The organism is Sphingomonas carotinifaciens, from assembly GCF_009789535.1.
Taxonomy (GTDB): domain Bacteria; phylum Pseudomonadota; class Alphaproteobacteria; order Sphingomonadales; family Sphingomonadaceae; genus Sphingomonas; species Sphingomonas carotinifaciens.
The window spans coordinates 3,174,301-3,190,689 of sequence record NZ_WSUT01000005.1 but is presented as its reverse complement, the minus strand read 5'-3'; the positions used below and the strand labels follow the sequence as shown (position 1 = coordinate 3,190,689).

At 69.8% G+C, this 16,389-nt stretch carries 10 protein-coding genes; 2 read left to right on the top strand and 8 right to left on the bottom strand.

All coding sequences use genetic code 11. From position 1 onward, the window contains the following. Nucleotides 1-140: 140 nt before the first annotated feature. The 8 genes from GQR91_RS16850 to epsC all read right to left on the bottom strand — a co-directional run bounded on the left by GQR91_RS16850 (nucleotide 141) and on the right by epsC (nucleotide 11,837). The gene (locus GQR91_RS16850) at nucleotides 141-3,290 is read right to left on the bottom strand and encodes an autotransporter outer membrane beta-barrel domain-containing protein (protein WP_149680876.1); all 3,150 of its coding nucleotides are present in this window, start codon (nucleotides 3,288-3,290) and stop codon (nucleotides 141-143) included. A gap of 70 nt (nucleotides 3,291-3,360) precedes the next feature. Continuing rightward, complete coding sequence (locus GQR91_RS16845) at nucleotides 3,361-5,742, bottom strand: TonB-dependent receptor (RefSeq protein WP_235903831.1); 2,382 nt, start codon at nucleotides 5,740-5,742, stop codon at nucleotides 3,361-3,363. After that, the gene (locus tag GQR91_RS16840) at nucleotides 5,742-6,677 is read right to left on the bottom strand and encodes a FecR family protein (RefSeq protein ID WP_149680875.1); all 936 of its coding nucleotides are present in this window, start codon (nucleotides 6,675-6,677) and stop codon (nucleotides 5,742-5,744) included. Before GQR91_RS16840 ends, GQR91_RS16845 begins: the two co-directional genes overlap by 1 nt. 33 nt (nucleotides 6,678-6,710) lie before the next feature. Further along, nucleotides 6,711-7,205, bottom strand: coding sequence for an RNA polymerase sigma factor (locus GQR91_RS16835; RefSeq protein ID WP_311732261.1), 495 nt, complete (start codon nucleotides 7,203-7,205; stop codon nucleotides 6,711-6,713). Between the two features lie 82 nt (nucleotides 7,206-7,287). Continuing rightward, nucleotides 7,288-9,708: a DUF3772 domain-containing protein gene (locus tag GQR91_RS16830; RefSeq protein WP_149680873.1), complete on the bottom strand. Its 2,421-nt coding sequence runs from the start codon at nucleotides 9,706-9,708 to the stop codon at nucleotides 7,288-7,290. Between the two features lie 172 nt (nucleotides 9,709-9,880). Further along, nucleotides 9,881-10,117, bottom strand: a complete 237-nt coding sequence (locus tag GQR91_RS16825) for a hypothetical protein (protein WP_149680872.1) — start codon at nucleotides 10,115-10,117, stop codon at nucleotides 9,881-9,883. Then, on the bottom strand, nucleotides 10,117-10,887 hold the full coding sequence (locus GQR91_RS16820; RefSeq protein WP_149680871.1) for a gamma-glutamyl-gamma-aminobutyrate hydrolase family protein: 771 nt from the start codon (nucleotides 10,885-10,887) through the stop codon (nucleotides 10,117-10,119). Before GQR91_RS16820 ends, GQR91_RS16825 begins: the two co-directional genes overlap by 1 nt. Continuing rightward, on the bottom strand, nucleotides 10,887-11,837 hold the full coding sequence (gene epsC / locus GQR91_RS16815; RefSeq protein ID WP_149680870.1) for a serine O-acetyltransferase EpsC: 951 nt from the start codon (nucleotides 11,835-11,837) through the stop codon (nucleotides 10,887-10,889). Before epsC ends, GQR91_RS16820 begins: the two co-directional genes overlap by 1 nt. A 171-nt stretch (nucleotides 11,838-12,008) precedes the next feature. Here epsC and GQR91_RS16810 point away from each other — a divergent pair, with 171 nt between their 5' ends. Together GQR91_RS16810 and GQR91_RS16805 are read left to right on the top strand one after the other, a co-directional pair. After that, nucleotides 12,009-13,541 carry a tryptophan halogenase family protein gene (locus GQR91_RS16810; protein WP_149681441.1) on the top strand — a complete coding sequence of 511 codons (1,533 nt, stop codon included), beginning with the start codon at nucleotides 12,009-12,011 and terminating at the stop codon, nucleotides 13,539-13,541. Nucleotides 13,542-13,700: 159 nt separating this feature from the next. After that, nucleotides 13,701-16,214 carry a TonB-dependent receptor domain-containing protein gene (locus GQR91_RS16805; RefSeq protein ID WP_149680869.1) on the top strand — a complete coding sequence of 838 codons (2,514 nt, stop codon included), beginning with the start codon at nucleotides 13,701-13,703 and terminating at the stop codon, nucleotides 16,212-16,214. The last annotated feature ends 175 nt before the right edge of the window (nucleotides 16,215-16,389 follow it).

Sequence of the window (16,389 nt, the reverse complement as noted above, 5' to 3'; positions counted from 1 at the left end):
GGTCGATCGCGGTGCTTGGAGAATGCGGCCGGCGCGGCGATGGGGGGCACCGCGCCGTGCAGCGAAGCTGCCTTGTCAGACGGCGCTTCGCTGCTGCTCGACCGCCTTTGAAGAAAGATGCCGGCGCATCCCGCGAGCCATCAGAAGCGGACGAGCAGGCTACCGCGAACCGACAGCGCCAGATCGTCCTGCCGCTCCTCGGCATTGAATTCGCCCGCCAGGCGGAAGCCGTAGGAGCCGCCGATCGCACGGACCCGGCCGATCCAGCCGCTGGTGCGCTGCGTCGGGTCCAGCGTGAAGCGCTGCCCACCCTCGAACTGACCGGTGGTGGCGCCGAGTTCACCGGCAAGGATCTCGCGCCGGCCGCCTTCGACCTCGACGCGGAACCAGCTCTGGTTGACGACCTGACCCATCCAGTTGCGCGAATTGCCAAGGAAATCGATGCCCGCCGCCAGGCTGGCGGTGCCGGCCAGCTCGTCACTGGTGCGCGTGTCGATGCGCAGCGCGAAGCCCTTGCCACCGCCCTGATCGGCATGCGCCTTTTCGCTCAGGCGGTAGTAATCGATCGCAGCGACAGGACGAACGAAGAAGCGTTCGCCGCCCATTTCATAGGACATGGCGCCCGAGGCGGAGAACAGGTCGCCGTTCCAGTCGCTGCGTGCCAGGCGGTTGACCTGGGTGGCGCCGGCCGTGCCGAGGAAGCGGCGCTCGCCATCGAAGTTCACGCGTGCGGCGGAGATGCGGGCATTGGCGGCAAAACTGCCCCAGTTGCCGCGCCAATATCCGGCCGCCTCGTACTGGCCGCTGTTCACGCGGTTGGCGTTGGCCTTCATTGTCTGGCGCCCGTCGAGATAGGCGAGGGCGACGCCGAAATGGCCGATGCCGGTCGCGCGCTCGACGCCGCCGGCCGCGCCCCAGCCCGACACGTCATAGCCGCCGCTGGCGACGCTGCCCGTCTTCAACTGCCACGCAGCGGGCGCGATCCAATAGCCCCAGTCGCCCTCCTGGCGCAGCAGGCCGGTGGGGTCGGCGATGACGCGGGCGATGGCGCGCGATCCCATCGTCACCATCTCGAACGTGCCATCGGCCTGATCGGGCAGCATCTGGTCGACGGTGCGGCGGAACACGGCGCCGTCCGCAATCCCCAGCACGACATTGCCCAATTCGGCATCGGTGGCGAGTGCGGCATAGGCGGCGTCGTACAGCTGCGCGGTCTGGCGACGCAGGCCGAGTTCGGTGGTCGTCTTGCGCGCGATATCGACGCTTACCTGATTCGCAGTGGCGGCCAGCGTCCCCTTGAACAGGAAGGGGATGGAGGTGGTGGACAGGGTCAGCCCCTCCACCCCGGCGAGGGTACCGGCGCGAAGTGCGACGTGGCGACCCTCCACCCCGGTCAGGCTGGTAATGCCGACCGCCAGCGTCGCACCCTTTTCGATGGTCGCGCCGCCGATCACGTCGAGCGCGGGCGTGGTGCGCGTGCTGCCGTCCAGCGTCACGCCCAGCGTCGCCTTGGCGCCCATGGAAAGCGAGGCGATGCGCGCCGGTGCGGTGAGTGCAAGCGTGCCGCCGCCCAGATTGACCGCCAGCCCGGCGGCGTTGGCGAGGGCGCCGCGGAAGCCGGCGGTGTCGCCGATGCGCAGCACGTCCACGCCGCCGCCGAAATCGGCGGTGCCGGCGAAGCGGCTGGTGCCGGCCAATATCATGGTGTCGTTGCCCGCGCCGAAGCGCAGCGTGCCGGCGACGGTGCCGGTCTGGATATCCAGCGTATCGTTGCCGCCGCCGAAGCGGATATCGCCGTTGATCGCGGCGCCGGCCACGCCCGACTGGCGGATGGTGACGTCGCCGGTGGCTGCCGACACATCGATCGCGACCGAACGTCCGGCGGTGGCGAGACCCCCGGTGGCGGCGATCACGCCGCTATTCTCGATCGTCCGGACGGTGCCGGATGCGTCCTGGATGGCGATGGCGGTCGCATCGGCGCCGCCCGCGGTCACCTGGATCGTGCCGCCATTGCGGATCAGCGGCACGGTGGCGCCGGTGTCGATGCGCAGCGCGGTGGCGATCGACTGCGCGGTATCGCCGCCATTGGCCGCGACGGTGCCGGTGACGTTGACCTGCGGCACGCTGGCCCCCGCACCGATGCGGATCGCGGTGGCGCTGGCCCCGTTCGCGACGGCCGCGACGCGCCCTGCGACACCCAGGCCACCGGCGATGGTCACGGTGCCGCCCTGTCCACCGATGACGAGAGCCTGTGCGGTGATGCCCTTGTAGACGCCGCCGGCCTGGATCGTGCCGTCGACCACCATGCCGAAGCCGTCGCTGCGTCCGGCGAGCGCGCCGACCGCGACCGTGCGGTCCGCCGCGCCGACCAGCACGGCGGGGGCAGCGCCGAAGGACGTGACGAGGGCGGTGCCCTCCTGCGCGTCGTCGATGCCGTCCTTGTCCTCGTCGCGGTCACTGGGGCTGGCGTCGCGCGGGGGCACGGCGAAGATGATGCCGCCTGCGACATTGTCCGCGACCAGAAGCGCCGGGCCGCCCTGCAACAGATCGTCGGCATCGAGCTTGTCGACCGAGGCGGGCAGGGTGGTCGAGCGATAGCCGGTCGCGGTCAGCGTGCCCTGAACCTCCAGCCGGCCGCTGACCGGTCCTTCGATCCGCGCGGCGCTAGCGTTCAGGCCGGTGGCGCCGATCGCGCCGGCGAGCCGGACATTGCCGGTGACCGCACCGGTGCGCACGCCGACCGCGCGGTCGCCGGTCACGGTGGTGGTGCCGTTGTGCACGAGGTTGCCGGTCAGCGGGCTGTCGAGCCGGATGCCGGCGGAATCATTGCCCTGGACCGTGATGACGCCGGCCTGCGCATGGGTGATGTCGCCGGCATAGGCGCCGGTGACGCGGATGGCGACGCGGTCGCTGCCCTTGGCGAAGGGGCCGTCGAGATCGCCGTCCTTGTCGTCGTCGGCGGGCTTGTACGTCTCGTCCAGCGTGATCTTGCCGCTGTTGGTGATGCCGCCACCCCCGGCGGTCGCGGCGATGCCGGTCGCGCCATCGGCGTCGCGGATGGCAATCGTGCCCTGGTTGACGACGGCGTTGCGGCTGTCCTGCGTGACCGCGGTGCCGGTGGCGATCTCCACCGATCCCTTGTCGGTGATGGTGATGGCATCCGCCGCGCCGCCCTTGACGTTGGCGGTGCGCAACGGTGCGGTCTGCTTGGTGGCGATGCTGGTCTGCGCGGTGGCGGGCACGGCAGATACGGCGAGCATGGCGGTGGACGCCATGAGGCAGGTACGCATGGAGAAGACCCTTTTTCTGTCCCTTTGTGGAACCAGACGGAGCCGAAAGCGTGCAGCCTTGATCGGGTGGTCAGAAGCGCGCGTCGAGCCCGAGGCGCAGGGTGCGCGGCCGGAGCGGCGTCACCTGTCCCATGCCGACGCGGAACGGGGTGCCGAGCGCGAAGCGGTTGCCGCGCGTGTCGGTCAGGTTGTCGATCGAAAGCGAGATGCCGAAGGGGCCTCTGTTCAGGCGCACGGTGGCGGCGCTGTCGACATAATCGCCCTGCCACTCGCCCAGATAGGGGCCGATGCCGAGACGCGAGCGGCCGACATAGCGCGCCCAGCCATCGACCGCGATGTCCCAATGGTCGTTCAGCGCGGCGCGGTAGCCGACGCCGAGGCGCGCGGTGCCGTCCGCGACATTGGGGATGTCGCCGCCCAGCCGCAGCGCGGAGACCGCGGCCTGCGACAGCGCCTCGGCAACCCAGGGGGAACGCGCGCTGGCGAACAGCGCCGCGCCCGTGCCGAAGGCGGTGACCCGGCTGCTGTTGACCGCGCCGGCGGCGTCGATCTGCCAGCCCGGTGCCGGGCGCCAGCGCAGCCCGAGCGTCGCCGACCAGATGGTGCCGTCGCCGAGATTGGCGGTGGAGGGCAGGCCCCAGGGATCGAGGTAATTGGCCTGTATGCCGTGCCAGCGGCTGCGCGACAGGGCGAATTGCGCGGACCAGCGGCCCGCTTCGTCGCCCAGCCGGGCGCCGGCCTCCAGCGCATAAAGCCGGTCGCTGAGGAAATGGCGCACCGTCTCGCCCTCGATCGCCAGGCCGCCGGGGCGGAACCCCTGCTGATAGCGGGCATAGAGCGTCGCTGCGGGCAGGCGCCAGGTGAGTGCCGCCGAGGGCAGGGCGACGCGCATGGTGCGGGTATCGGTCAGTTCCGGGGCGGCGCGCAGGGCGAGCGGTGCCGCTTCGTCGGCACGGCCGCGCAGCTCGACCTGCGTCAATCGCCCGCCGGCGGTGGCGAGCAGGCGAGGGGTCAGCGCCACCGCGCCCTCGCCGTACAGCGTCGCCTCGGTGACCGACTCGCCGCTGCGGATGGTGGGGGTGAGGCCGATCGGGGGTACGAAGCGGCGGTCGAGGTCGCGGCGATGGTCGATCAGGCTCAACCCCGCGACCCAGCCGCTGCCATCGCGACCCGCCTGCCAGACGCGTGTTTCCGAGGTCAGCATCCGCGTCGTCTGGCGCTGCACCAGCAATTGCGGGTCGCCGCCGGGCAGGGTGGCATCGAAGCGCTCGGTCAGCGACTGGCGGACGATGCCGGTGGCGGAGCGCAGCGACACGCCGCCGATCCGCCCGGTGATCGCCAGCTGGCCCAGGCCGAAGCCGGTGCGATAGCCTTCACGCAGGGCCCGGTTGTTGACCAGCGGCGGTGCCGCCTCGTCGGCATATTGGCTGTCGCGGCCGTCGATCGACTGGCCGGCGCCCGATGCCTCGACATACCAGTCGGGTGCGACCTGCCAGCCGATCGCCGCGCGTCCGCCGGCCATGGCGACGCGGTTGGCGTTGTCGCGGCCGAGCAGGGGTTTGTCGATATAGCCCCCCTCACGTCTGGCGTAGCCGACGATGCGGGTCGCGACGCTATCGGTGACGGGCAGGTTGAGCATCGCGGCGATATCGCCGCCGGGCTCGCCGTCGCTGGTCGAGGACAGGCCGGCGGTCAGGCTGGCGCCGGGGCGGGTGGCGTCGGGGGCGGCGGGGACCATGCGGATGATGCCACCAAGCGCACCCGATCCGTAAAGCGTGCCCTGTGGTCCCTCCAGCACCTCCACCGCACGGACGTCGTAAAGCTGCAGGCTGGGGTCGGCGCCGTTATAACCGAGGCGCAGGTCGCCCCAATATTGGCCGACGATCGCCTGGGCGGGGCCGGTGAAGCTGGAATCGGCGATGCCGCGGATGAACAGCTTGTTGCGGCCCTGTCCGAGATGGGTGGAGCCGACGCTGGCGGTGCGCGAGACGATGCGTTCGGTGCCGCCCGCGCCGCCGCCGAACGCCAGATCGCCGCCATCGATGCGCAGCGCGGTGCCGGGAAACCAGCGCGCCGGCACCGCGCGCTTGCTGGCGACGACGACGATCTCGCCGGGGGGCTCCTCGGTCGGCAGCGGCACAAAGGGGCGCGGCGGCGGGGGTGCCGGTCGGGGGCGGGGGGACAGGCGCCAGATCGTCGCACCCGCCCGCTGAACCTGCGCGCCGCTCGCCTGCGCCAGCCGGTCCAGCGCGGCGCGGGTGGACAGGCGACCGGCGATCGAAGGGACGGGGCGGCTCCACAAGGCGGGGTCGACTGCGATGCTGACGCCGTGCTGTCGACCCAGAACGGCGACCGCCTGGCCCAGTGGGCCGGCGGGCAGCGCGATCCGGGGCTCGCCGGCCATTGCCGGCGCCGCCCCGATCAATCCGGCCGTCAGCAGGAGGTGCCGCATCAGGACCCCGGACCAAGCTCCCACCCGTCGCCGCGGCGGACCATCGCCACATCGACGAGCGCCCCCAGGCTGGCGGGATCGCGGCGGATGCCGTCCAGCGCGACGGTGCCGGTAAAGGGGCGGGTGGCGACCGCGGGGGCGACGGTGATGCGCAGGCCGAGCGCCTGGCCGACCTCTGCCGCGACGGTGCCGAGGGGGGTCGCCAGATAGCTGAGCTGTCCGCGTTCCCACGCCCCGACCGAGGCGACCGCGACGTGCGACACCACGCGGTGCGCGCCCGTCACCTCCAGCCGGTCGCCCGGGCCGAGCGCGAGCCGCTCGCCGGCGGGATCGACCATCACCCCGCCCTCCGCCACCGCGACGCGCAGGCCGGTGGCGGCGCGCGCCACATCGAAGACGGTACCGGTATCGACCAGTTCTTCTCCCCCGACGCGGACGCGGAACGGATGCTGCGCGTCATGCCGGATGGTGAACAGCGCCTGTCCGCGCTCCAGCGCGGCGAGGCGGGTATCGGTGCGGTCGAGGATCAGGCGGGTGCCGCCGGCCAGCGCGATGCGGCTGCCGTCCGCCAGGGCCACGGTGCGGGTGGCGCCGGCCGCCGTCTCCACGGCATAGGGCTGCGCCGCCGGATCGGGGTCGCCGACGACGAAGAACACCGCAGCGGCGGCGGCGGCCGCGGTGGCGACACCGGCGGGCCACCAGCGGCGGCGGCGCGTTGGTGCAAAGGCGGGGGTGGGCGCGGGGACAGAGGCCGGGGCATGACGCAGCAGATCGGTCATGTCCGCCAGGTTCGCGGCGGCATGGTGATAGCGATCGGCGCGCACAGGATCGGCCGCCAGCCAGTCGGTCAGCGCGTCCCAGTCATCGAACGCGGGATCGGCGCTGCGTATCGCCCAATCGCGTGCCGTCTCGTCATCGCCGTCACCTGCCATCATGGCCTCCTGCGGTGAAGGACGGAGACATGGGCGTCAAACCTCATCCCATTGCTCCTTCAGGTCGATGAGCGCGCGGGACGCCTTGCGCAGGTCGCTTTCCACGGTGCTGAGGCTGACGCCGTTTTCCTGCGCCACGTCGCGCTGGGCGACGCCGTCCAGGCGGTGGCGGCGGAACACGCGGGCGACGCGGTCGCCGAGCGACTGGAGGACGCCCTGCGCCTCGGCGGCACGCTCGCGGGCGATCAGGACGCGCTCGCCCGCCGGATCGTCCGACTGGCCGGGGGTGGCGGGGCCGGTAGCATCGCCCCAGGCATCCTCGCGCCGGCGCTGGGCGCGCTCGGCCCGGTAGCGGTCGATCATCAGCGTGTCGGCGGCGCGATAGAGATAGGCGAGCGGCGCGGCGATCGGCCGGGTGGGCGGGGCGGCGGCGACCTTCATCCACAGGTCCTGCAACACATCCTCCGCCGCGTCGCCGGCACCGCGCGCGGCCAGAAAGCGCAGCAGTTGCGGCCGGTTCGCGAGGAACACGGCCTCCAGTCCGGCAGGAGGGGACGGGGGATCGGGCGGCGACACGGCGGCGCGATAGCCGATGGGCGGGGCGTGATCCAGATCAAGCAGGCGGCTGATCGGGACGGATGAGTTCCAGCCGTTGCGGAATGGTGCCGATGTCGATCCCCTGTTCGCGGAAGCGGGCGAGCAGCATCATGAACACGTTGCTGCGCGCGCCGTAAGCCGCGCGCGGTGTCGCGACATGCGCAAAGGCGTTGAACAGGATGCGCCCGTCGGTGATCGCATCGATGAACACGGCGGGCGCGGGATCCGCCAGCACCGCCTCCTCGGCGGTGAAGGCGTCGAGCACGATTCCACGCACCGCCTCCGCATCCGATCCGAGAGGCACGGAGAACTGGATCTGGATGCGGCCCAGCGGGCTCGCCAGCGTCTTGTTGAGCACCGATTTGGTGATGAGTTCGGAATTGGGGACGATCAGGGTGGAATGGTCGGCCAGCTCGATCTCGGTGGATCGCACGCTGATTCGCTTCACATCGCCCTCGTCCAGCCCGACGCGGATCAGATCGCCGATCTTGATCGGGCGCTCGGCCAGCAGGATCAGGCCGGACACGAAGTTGGACGTGATCGCCTGAAGGCCGAAGCCGATGCCGACGGACAGCGCCGACAGCAGCAGCGCGATCCGCTCCATGCCGATGCCGAGCGACGCCAGCGACCAGACCACCGCCAGCGCCACCCCGACATAGCGCGCGACGAGGCTGACCGAGTTGCGCCCCGACCCGTCCAGGTCGGTGGCGGGCAGGTAGCGCGTTTCCAGCCAGCGCATGAACAGGCGGACCAGCGCCAGCCCCAGGAACAGCGCCACGATTCCGCGCAGGATCGTACCCGGCGAAATCGCGATGCCCCCGAACTGGATGCCCTTCGCCAGCGCACCCAGCCGGCCGAACAGCGTGTCCACCCCGCCGCCCGCCCCGAAGGGCGAGACGAGCATGACCAGCGCGACGATCACCAGGGCGATACGCAGGCTGCCCGACAGCAGCAGCCCGAACTGGTCCACCGCGCTGCCGCGCACGCCGAGCGCGCGGGTGAGCATGATGCCGACCCGGCTGTCGCGGGTGAACACGCTGGTCGCGATGTCGTCCACCGCGACGAGGAGCAGATAGACGGCCGATCCCAGCACGGTCGCCCAGGCGATGAACTGCGCGACGATCAGGCTGAACCCGATATAGCCGAGAAGCAGCGCGATCAGCGCGACCCCGACCAGGATCCAGGCAAGCAGGGTGGCGGCACCGAGCCCGGCGCTGGTCGACTGGCTGACGGCATCGTCGCGCGCGGCGCGGTCGGCACGCAGGCGGCCGATGGCGAACAGGAAGGCGGCGATCAGCAGCAGGTGGAGCAAGGCCTCGCCCGCCTGGGTCGCGACGTTCAGCGCGGCGCTGACGCCGACGATGCGGACCGTCGCGGTCGCCAGGATGCTGAGAAAGGCAAGCACCGCCAGCACCCAGGAGAGCGGGCGCAGCCGGGTCGCGGTCTCGTCGTCGAGGGGTGCGATCCGCCACGAGGGCTGGGTCCGCATCAGCACCGCGCCGCTGACCGAGGCGGTGAAGCTGCCGAAGCCGACCGCCAGCACCAGCGCATCGAGCAGATCGCCCCAGCGATCGGGCAGCAGCCCGGACCAGCGTAGCCCCTGCACGAAGAATGTGGCGCCGAGCAGCGGGGCGAGCGTGCCGATCAGCACCCGCCACAGCGCATTGGCGGAGCGGCGGACGCGGTGACCCGGCGCCCCGTCGATCAGGTGACGCTGGCCCAGCCGCTGCACCGCAAGCCGGATCGGCATGGCCAGCGCCAATCCCAGCACCGTGCCGAGCAGCGCCTGCCAGGGGAAACCGCCGCGCCACTGCGCCCGGATCTGGGTGGTCCCCTGGGTCAGGAACAGTTCGACCCGGCGCATGTCGCGGGGAATGGCGGTGAACACGGCGTGCCAGAAACCGGGCGACAGCGGGGAGGCGACGCGGGCCGAGATGGTTTCGTTGAACTGTTCGGCCTTGCTGCGGTCGATTTCGTCGACCAGTTGCTGTGCCTCGACGCCGGCAAGGCGGCCGCGCTTGATCGTGGCGTCGATGGCGGCGCGCTGCCGGTTCAGGTTCGCGCGTTCGCGCCGGATGTCGGGGGCCTCGTTGGCGGTGGCGGCTCCCAGCCCGCCGAGGCGTGCATCGACCAGCTTCAACTGGTCCTCCAGCGCAGTGGCCGCCGCGGTGGCCGCCGCCTGGGCGGCGAGCGCCTTGGTGCGCTGCGTATCGCGGTCGTCGTCGTCGAGGCGTGTGTCGAGTGCGCGGTCGACGGCATGGAGATCGGCCTCCGCCTGCGACAACTGGCCGGACAGGGTGGCGATCGGCGACTGCGCGGCGGCCGGCGTCGTTGGCAGCAGGCATGGGGCGAGCAGGAACAGGGCGAGCGCCAGCCGGTGGAGCAGGGTGACCGAAACCGAGACAGGCGGGAGGAAGGCAGGGAAACGTGGCCGCATGGGCGAGGGTGTAACCGAAGCAAGGCGTGCAGGCCAACGCCCTCTCCCCGACGGGGCGGGAGTGCCACGCGAAAAAACGCCCGGCACGCTTGCGCGCCGGGCGGAGGTTACGCCTAGGGAGCATTCCAGGCGATAGGGGTGCCGCCGGAGAGAAGGGGCGGCGAAAGGGAAATCAGAGGCCGTTGGCGATCGCCGTATTGCCGCCCGCCGTGGCGGACAGATTGTCCTCGCCGGCCGACAGGTTTCCGGCATCGAAATTGTCGATCGCGGTCAGGTTCTCGTCCACGGTCCCCTCGTCCGCGTTCAGCGCGACGGTGTCGGCGGAGTTCTGCGTCGACCCCGAGCCGCCGCAGGCCGCCAGACCGATCGTCGCGACGGCCAGCGTCGCCAGGGTGAAAGCTTTCTTCATCAGGTCCTCCTTGTTGAAACGGGTGTGGGCGCAGGGGCGCCGCCGCGCAGCGCATCCCCGATCAGCGCGAAAAAGGCGCGGCTGTTGGCGCAGCGGTCGGCCTCCCATTCGGGATGCCACTGCACGCCCAGCACCTCAGCTCCGCAGGGGCGGGCGGACACCGCCTCGACCAGGCCGTCATCGACCGCACGGGCCTCGACGCTCAGGCCGCAGCCCAGCCGGTCGATCCCCTGCTGGTGAACCGAATTGACCGACAGGCGGCAGGTGCCGGTGGCACGCGCCAGCCGGCCGCCGTCCGCCAGTTGCACCTCGTGCCGGTGGCCGAACATGGCGGCATAGTCGCCGTCCCAGGGGCCGCGGAAATGCCGGTCGGCGCAATCCCCGCCGGTCAGCGTGCCGCCGAACAGCACGTTGATCTCCTGCAAGCCGCGGCAGATGCCGAAGACGGGTTTGCCGATCTCGATCATGCGGCCGGCCAGGGCGAGGGCGACGGCGTCGCGCTGGGGGTCGGTGGCGTGGCCGGGGGCGAGCGGGGTACCGCCGTAGCGCGCGGGAGAGACGTGGCTGCGCGAGCCGGTGAGGAGCAGTCCGTCGAACAGGGCGGCGAGCTGGCGCGCGTCGGTGGCGTCGCTCATGGCGGGGACGAGGAGGACGGTGGCGTGCGCCAGGGTGGCGAGGGGGGTGATGAAGCGGCTGGCGACCGCCTGGACGGGGCGGCCGGCGACCTCGTTGCAGCACAGGACGCCGATGACGGGGCGGGCACGCTCCATCAGTCGACCGCCTCGGCCAGGGTTTCGCGAATCCGGTCGCGCGCGCCGCGGTCGAGGCGCTGCGCCTCGGGCTGGGTGACGATGGCGTCGGCGGGCACGTCGGACAGCAGCCAGACATTGCCGCCGATGGTGGCCGCGCGGCCGATGGTGACGCGGCCGAGAATGGTGGCGCCGGCATAGACGACGACATCGTCCTCCACGATCGGATGGCGGGCCAGGCGGTCGCGTGGTGTGGCGCGCGCGGCACCCAGCGGGCTGCGCGCGCCGAGCGTCACATGCTGGTAGAGGCGGACGTTCCGGCCGACGATCGCGGTTTCGCCGATGACGACGCCGGTGCCGTGGTCGATGAAGAAATGCTCGCCGATGGTGGCGCCGGGATGGATGTCGATGCCCGTGCGCTCGTTGGCGAGTTCGGAGATCAGCCGCGCGACGATCGGCGCGCCGAGTTCGTAGAGCGGATGCGCGATGCGGTGGTGCAGGCTGGCGATGGCACCGGGATAGCAGAGCAGGATCTCGTCCACGCTGCGCGCGGCGGGATCGCCCAGGAACGCGGCCTCGACATCGCTGTCGACCAGACGGCGGACCTCGCCCAGACCGGCGGCGAACAGGCGGGTGATCGTCGCGGCCTGATCGGCATCGAAGCGGGCCTGCGACTCATGCTGCCAATAGGCCAGCTCGTTCTCGATCTCGCGCTCAAGCTCGCCAAGCGCGGCGATCAGCTTGGCGGCGACGAAATGATCTTCCTCGGTGACGGCGCCGCGAAAACCGCCGAGCCGGCGGGGATAGAGCGCGGCGGCGAGCAGCTCCACCACCCGCTCGACCGCGCCGCGGGCGGGAAAGCGCGCGGTGCTGGCGGGATGGCGGCCCCGCCAGTCGCGGCGGGCGGAGGACAGCGCATCCACCGCGTCGGACAGCGTCGAGCGGGCGGGAATGGCGGTGGTCTGCGTCATCGAAGTCCTCCTTCCTTGCCAACCAGCATATCCCATCATCTTAGTAGGGATAACAAGAAAAGCTATACCCCGGCCAAGCGGGACATTCACTTACAGCATGCGATCGTTTGCGTTGGACTTGCGCGCGGCGCCATCGGCATAGGTGGCGATATGACGGGAGAGAACGGGGACATGCAGGCGGACGGGCAGGCGGACGGGCAGGCAGGCGACGGGGCGATACGCAGCATCCTGATCGTCGGCGGCGGGACCGCGGGCTGGATGACCGCGGCGGCGCTGGCGCACGCCTTGCCACGCGGCTGCACGATCACGCTGGTCGAATCGGATGCGATCGGCACGGTCGGGGTCGGCGAGGCGACGATCCCGCCGATCCGGCTGTTCAACGACACGTTGGGCATCGACGAAGGCGAATTCCTGAAGGCGACAAAGGGCAGCTACAAGCTCGGCATCGAATTCGTCGGCTGGGGGCAGGAGGGGCATCGCTACTTCCACCCGTTCGGCACCTTCGGCAAGCCGTTCGACCTGCTGGCCGTTCACCAGCACTGGCTGCGTGCGCGGCGCGCCGGCTCGACCATCCCGCTCGATGCCCTGTCGATGGCGTGGGGGGCGGCGGCGCGGAACCGCTTTGCACCGCCGCTTGCCGATCCGCGCAGCGTGGGATCGACCTTCGACTATGCCTATCATTTCGATGCGGGGCTTTATGCCGCATTCCTGCGCCGCTTTGCCGAGGCGCGCCGCGTCGTGCGGGTCGAGGGGGAAGTGGGCGATGTCGCACTGGACGGCGAGAGCGGGCAGGTCGCGCATGTCACGCTGACCGACGGGCGACGGCTGGCCGCGGACCTGTTCGTGGATTGCAGCGGCTTTCGCGGGCTGCTGATCGCAGGGGCATTGGGGGTCGGGTTCGAGGACTGGACGCACTGGCTGCCATGCGACCGGGCAGTGGCGGTGCCCAGCGCCAATACCGGGCCGTTGACGCCCTATACCCGCTCCACTGCGCGGGCGGCGGGGTGGCAGTGGCGCATCCCGCTGCAACATCGCACCGGCAACGGCTATGTCTATGCCAGCCGGCATCTGTCGGATGACGAGGCGGCGGCGACGCTGCTGGCCAATCTGGACGGCGAGGCGCTGGGCGATCCGCGGCCCTTGCGCTTCACCACCGGGCGGCGGACGGCATTCTGGCGGCGCAACGTGGTGGCGATCGGTCTGGCGAGCGGCTTCATGGAGCCGCTGGAATCGACCAGCATCCACCTGATCCAGGCGGGTATCGCCAAGCTGCTCGCCTATTTTCCGACGCGTGCGTTCGAACCCGCGGGCATCGCCGAATATAACCGCGTCGCGGTGACCGAAAGCGAGCGGATCCGCGACTTCCTGATCCTGCATTATGTGCTGACCGAGCGCGGCGACACCGACTTCTGGCGTGCATGTGCGGCGATGGACATCCCCGATACGCTCAAGCTGAAGATCGATCACTTCCGCGCGCATGGGCGCCTCGTCGCGCGTGAGATGGACCTGTTCGGCCCGGCAAGCTGGCTGGCGGTGCATATCGGGCAGGGCAACTGGCCGGCAGCGCTCGATCCGCTGATCGCCTATGCCGGCGAGCCGGCCGAGAGCGTGCGCTTCGTCGAGCGGCTGGCCGAGGCGATCGCGCGGGGGGCGGAGACCATGCCCGAGCACGCCGCCTTCATCGCCCGCCGCATCGCCGGCTGATTTTACCGATAAGATGCTGCCGCTGCGGCATTTCCGCAACAGCATCGCCAATCCTGCAATCCATTGCATAAACTGCTTTGCAAACGATTGTTGGATTGGTATTCCGAAATCCTGTTTCGCCTGCCGATGAGAGAGCAGGGCCATGAGAGGAAGAGCTGAATGAGCAAGGTTGCGCTTCGTTGCTGTGCGTCGGGGATCGCGCTGTCCCTGGCGTGGACCATGCCCGCCACGGCGCAGACCGCTCCCGCCGCGACCGAGGCACCGGCCACGGATACCGATGCGGCGCCCCAGGCCGCCGCCGAGCAGAGCGACGACATCGTCGTGACGGCGACCAGCGGCGAGCGTTCGCGCTTCCGCAGCTCGATCTCGGTGTCGCAGGTCAGCCAGGATGCGATCCGCAACTTCACGCCCCGCTCCGAGGCGGAGGTGTTGCGCAACATCCCCGGCCTTCAGCCGTCCGACACCGCCGGCCCCGGCGGTAACGCCAATATCGGCGTGCGCGGCATCCCGGTGTCGACGGGCGGTTCGGAATATGTGGCATTGCAGGAGGACGGCCTGCCCGTCACGCTGTTCGGCGACATCAACTTCGGCAACAACGACTACTGGATCCGCTTCGACCAGAATGTCGAGCGGGTGGAAGCGGTGCGCGGCGGTTCGTCCTCCACCTTCGCCAGCCAGGCGCCGGGTGCGGTGATCAACTATCTGAGCAAGACGGGCGACCGCGCGGGCGGTTCGGCCGCGTTCTCCAAGGGGCTGGATTTCCGCGAGAACCGGGTCGATTTCGATTATGGCGCGCCGATCAGCGACAGCTTGCGCTTCCATGTCGGCGGCTATGCGCGCAACGGCGGCGGCCTGACCAACGAGGATTTCAACATCCTTCGCGGTTATCAGATCAAGGCCAACGTCACCAAGGACCTGCCCGACAATCGCGGCTATGTCCGCCTGCTGTTCAAGCGGCTGGACGAACAGGCACCGACGAGTTCGGCGACGCCGGCCGTGGCGCGGGTCCAGGGTAACAAGATCACCGACTTCACCGCGCTGCCCGGCCTCGATCCGCGCGACGGCTCGACCTACTCGATCTACAACCGCGCCTTCCAGTTTCGCGATTATGACGGGCAGCTTCGCTCCGCCGAGGTAGAGGGTATCCACCCGCGCGTCACCTCGATCGGCGGGCAGTTGCATTACGAGTTCGACAATGGCGTGACGGTGGACGACACCATCCGCTACCAGGACATGAGCGGCAACTTCACCACGCAGTTCGCCAATGCGCTGTCGACGTCGAGCCTGCTGGGATCGACGGTGAACGGCCAGACGGTGGGCGCGATCCGCTATGCCGCCGGGCCGAATGCGGGGCAGCTTTTCACCGGCCAGTTCGTCAACAACAACCCCAACATCAACACACTGATGAAGGACATGGGGAATTTCGCCAACAACCTGACCGTGTCGGGCAAGTATGACGTGCTGGGCGGATCGCTGCGCGCGACGGCGGGCTGGTTCCACATGAGCCAGACGATCCGGCAGGACTGGCACGTCAACCGCCAGTATAGCGAACTGGTCGGCGACAATGCCGCGCCGCTCGACCTGTTCTCCACCACCGGCGCGCGGCTGACCGCGGCGGGGCAGGCGGGGTTCAACGACAATTGGGGCACCTGCTGCGCGCGCCGCGTCGACCTGACCTACACCAACGATGCGCCCTTCGTGTCGCTGTCCTACGAGAATGGCGGCCTGGACCTGGACGGCAGCGTCCGGTTCGACACGGTGAAGGGTGAGGGCACCGCGCAGGGCGGCGTGCAGGGACCGGTGACGGTGGTGAACGGCGCGGCGATCCCGTCGCTGGTGCTGAACCCGACGGTGGAGCGGATCGATTATCGCGACAGCTATGTCAGCTGGTCGTTCGGCGCGCTCTATGCGCTCAACACGCACACCAGCCTGTTCGCGCGGGTCAGCCGCGGTGGCCGCTTCAATGCCGACCGGCGCGTGCTGAGCAACAACTTCAACGCGGACGGCTCGCTCAACACGCAAGGCCGCAACACCTCGGTCAACTTCCTGAACCAGCAGGAAATCGGCTGGAAGCAGCGCGGCGAGGTGATGAGCGGCAGCTATTCGGTCGAGGTTACCGGATTCCGTTCGACACTGACCGAGAATAATTATGACTTCACCCGGCTGACCAATCCGGCACCGAACAACAATCCCAACATCTCGAACAGCTATCGTTCGATGGGTATCGAGTTCACCGGGCGGTTCAACCTGGGCAATTTCCGCCTGGCGGCCGACGCGACCTATATCGAATCGAAGATCACCGACAGCGCCACCGCAGAATTGCGCGGCAATCGTCCGGGCGGGCAGCCCAAGTTCATCTACCTGATCTCGCCATCCTATGATGCGGGCTTCTTTGCCGGCGGCGTCAGCGTCAGCGGCCAGACGAGCGTACCGCTGGACGACTTCAACACGCTGACGGTAAAGGGGTCGACCTTCCTCAACGGCTATCTGAAGCTGCGCCCGACCGATCGGATCGAGGTCGGGCTGAATGCCAACAACCTGCTGAACACGCTGGGCTTCCGTGGCGGCGGTACGGTGGTGCCGCTGGCGCCGGCATCGGCGACCAGCACGCTGTTCCAGGCGACCGCGGTCTATGGTCGCACGGTGACGGCGTCGATCCGGTATAATTTCTGATCGGTAGGTAGGGGGGAAAAGGGCGGGGTCGGCGAGGAGCCGGCCCCGTTTTTTGTTTGCCTATTACCCTCTCCCCTCGGGGGAGAGGGAGGGACTCGCCGCGAAGCGGTGGGAGGGTGAGGGGCAGACCAGTGGCTACCCCTCACCCTTCCCACTGCCTGATGGCAGCGGGCCC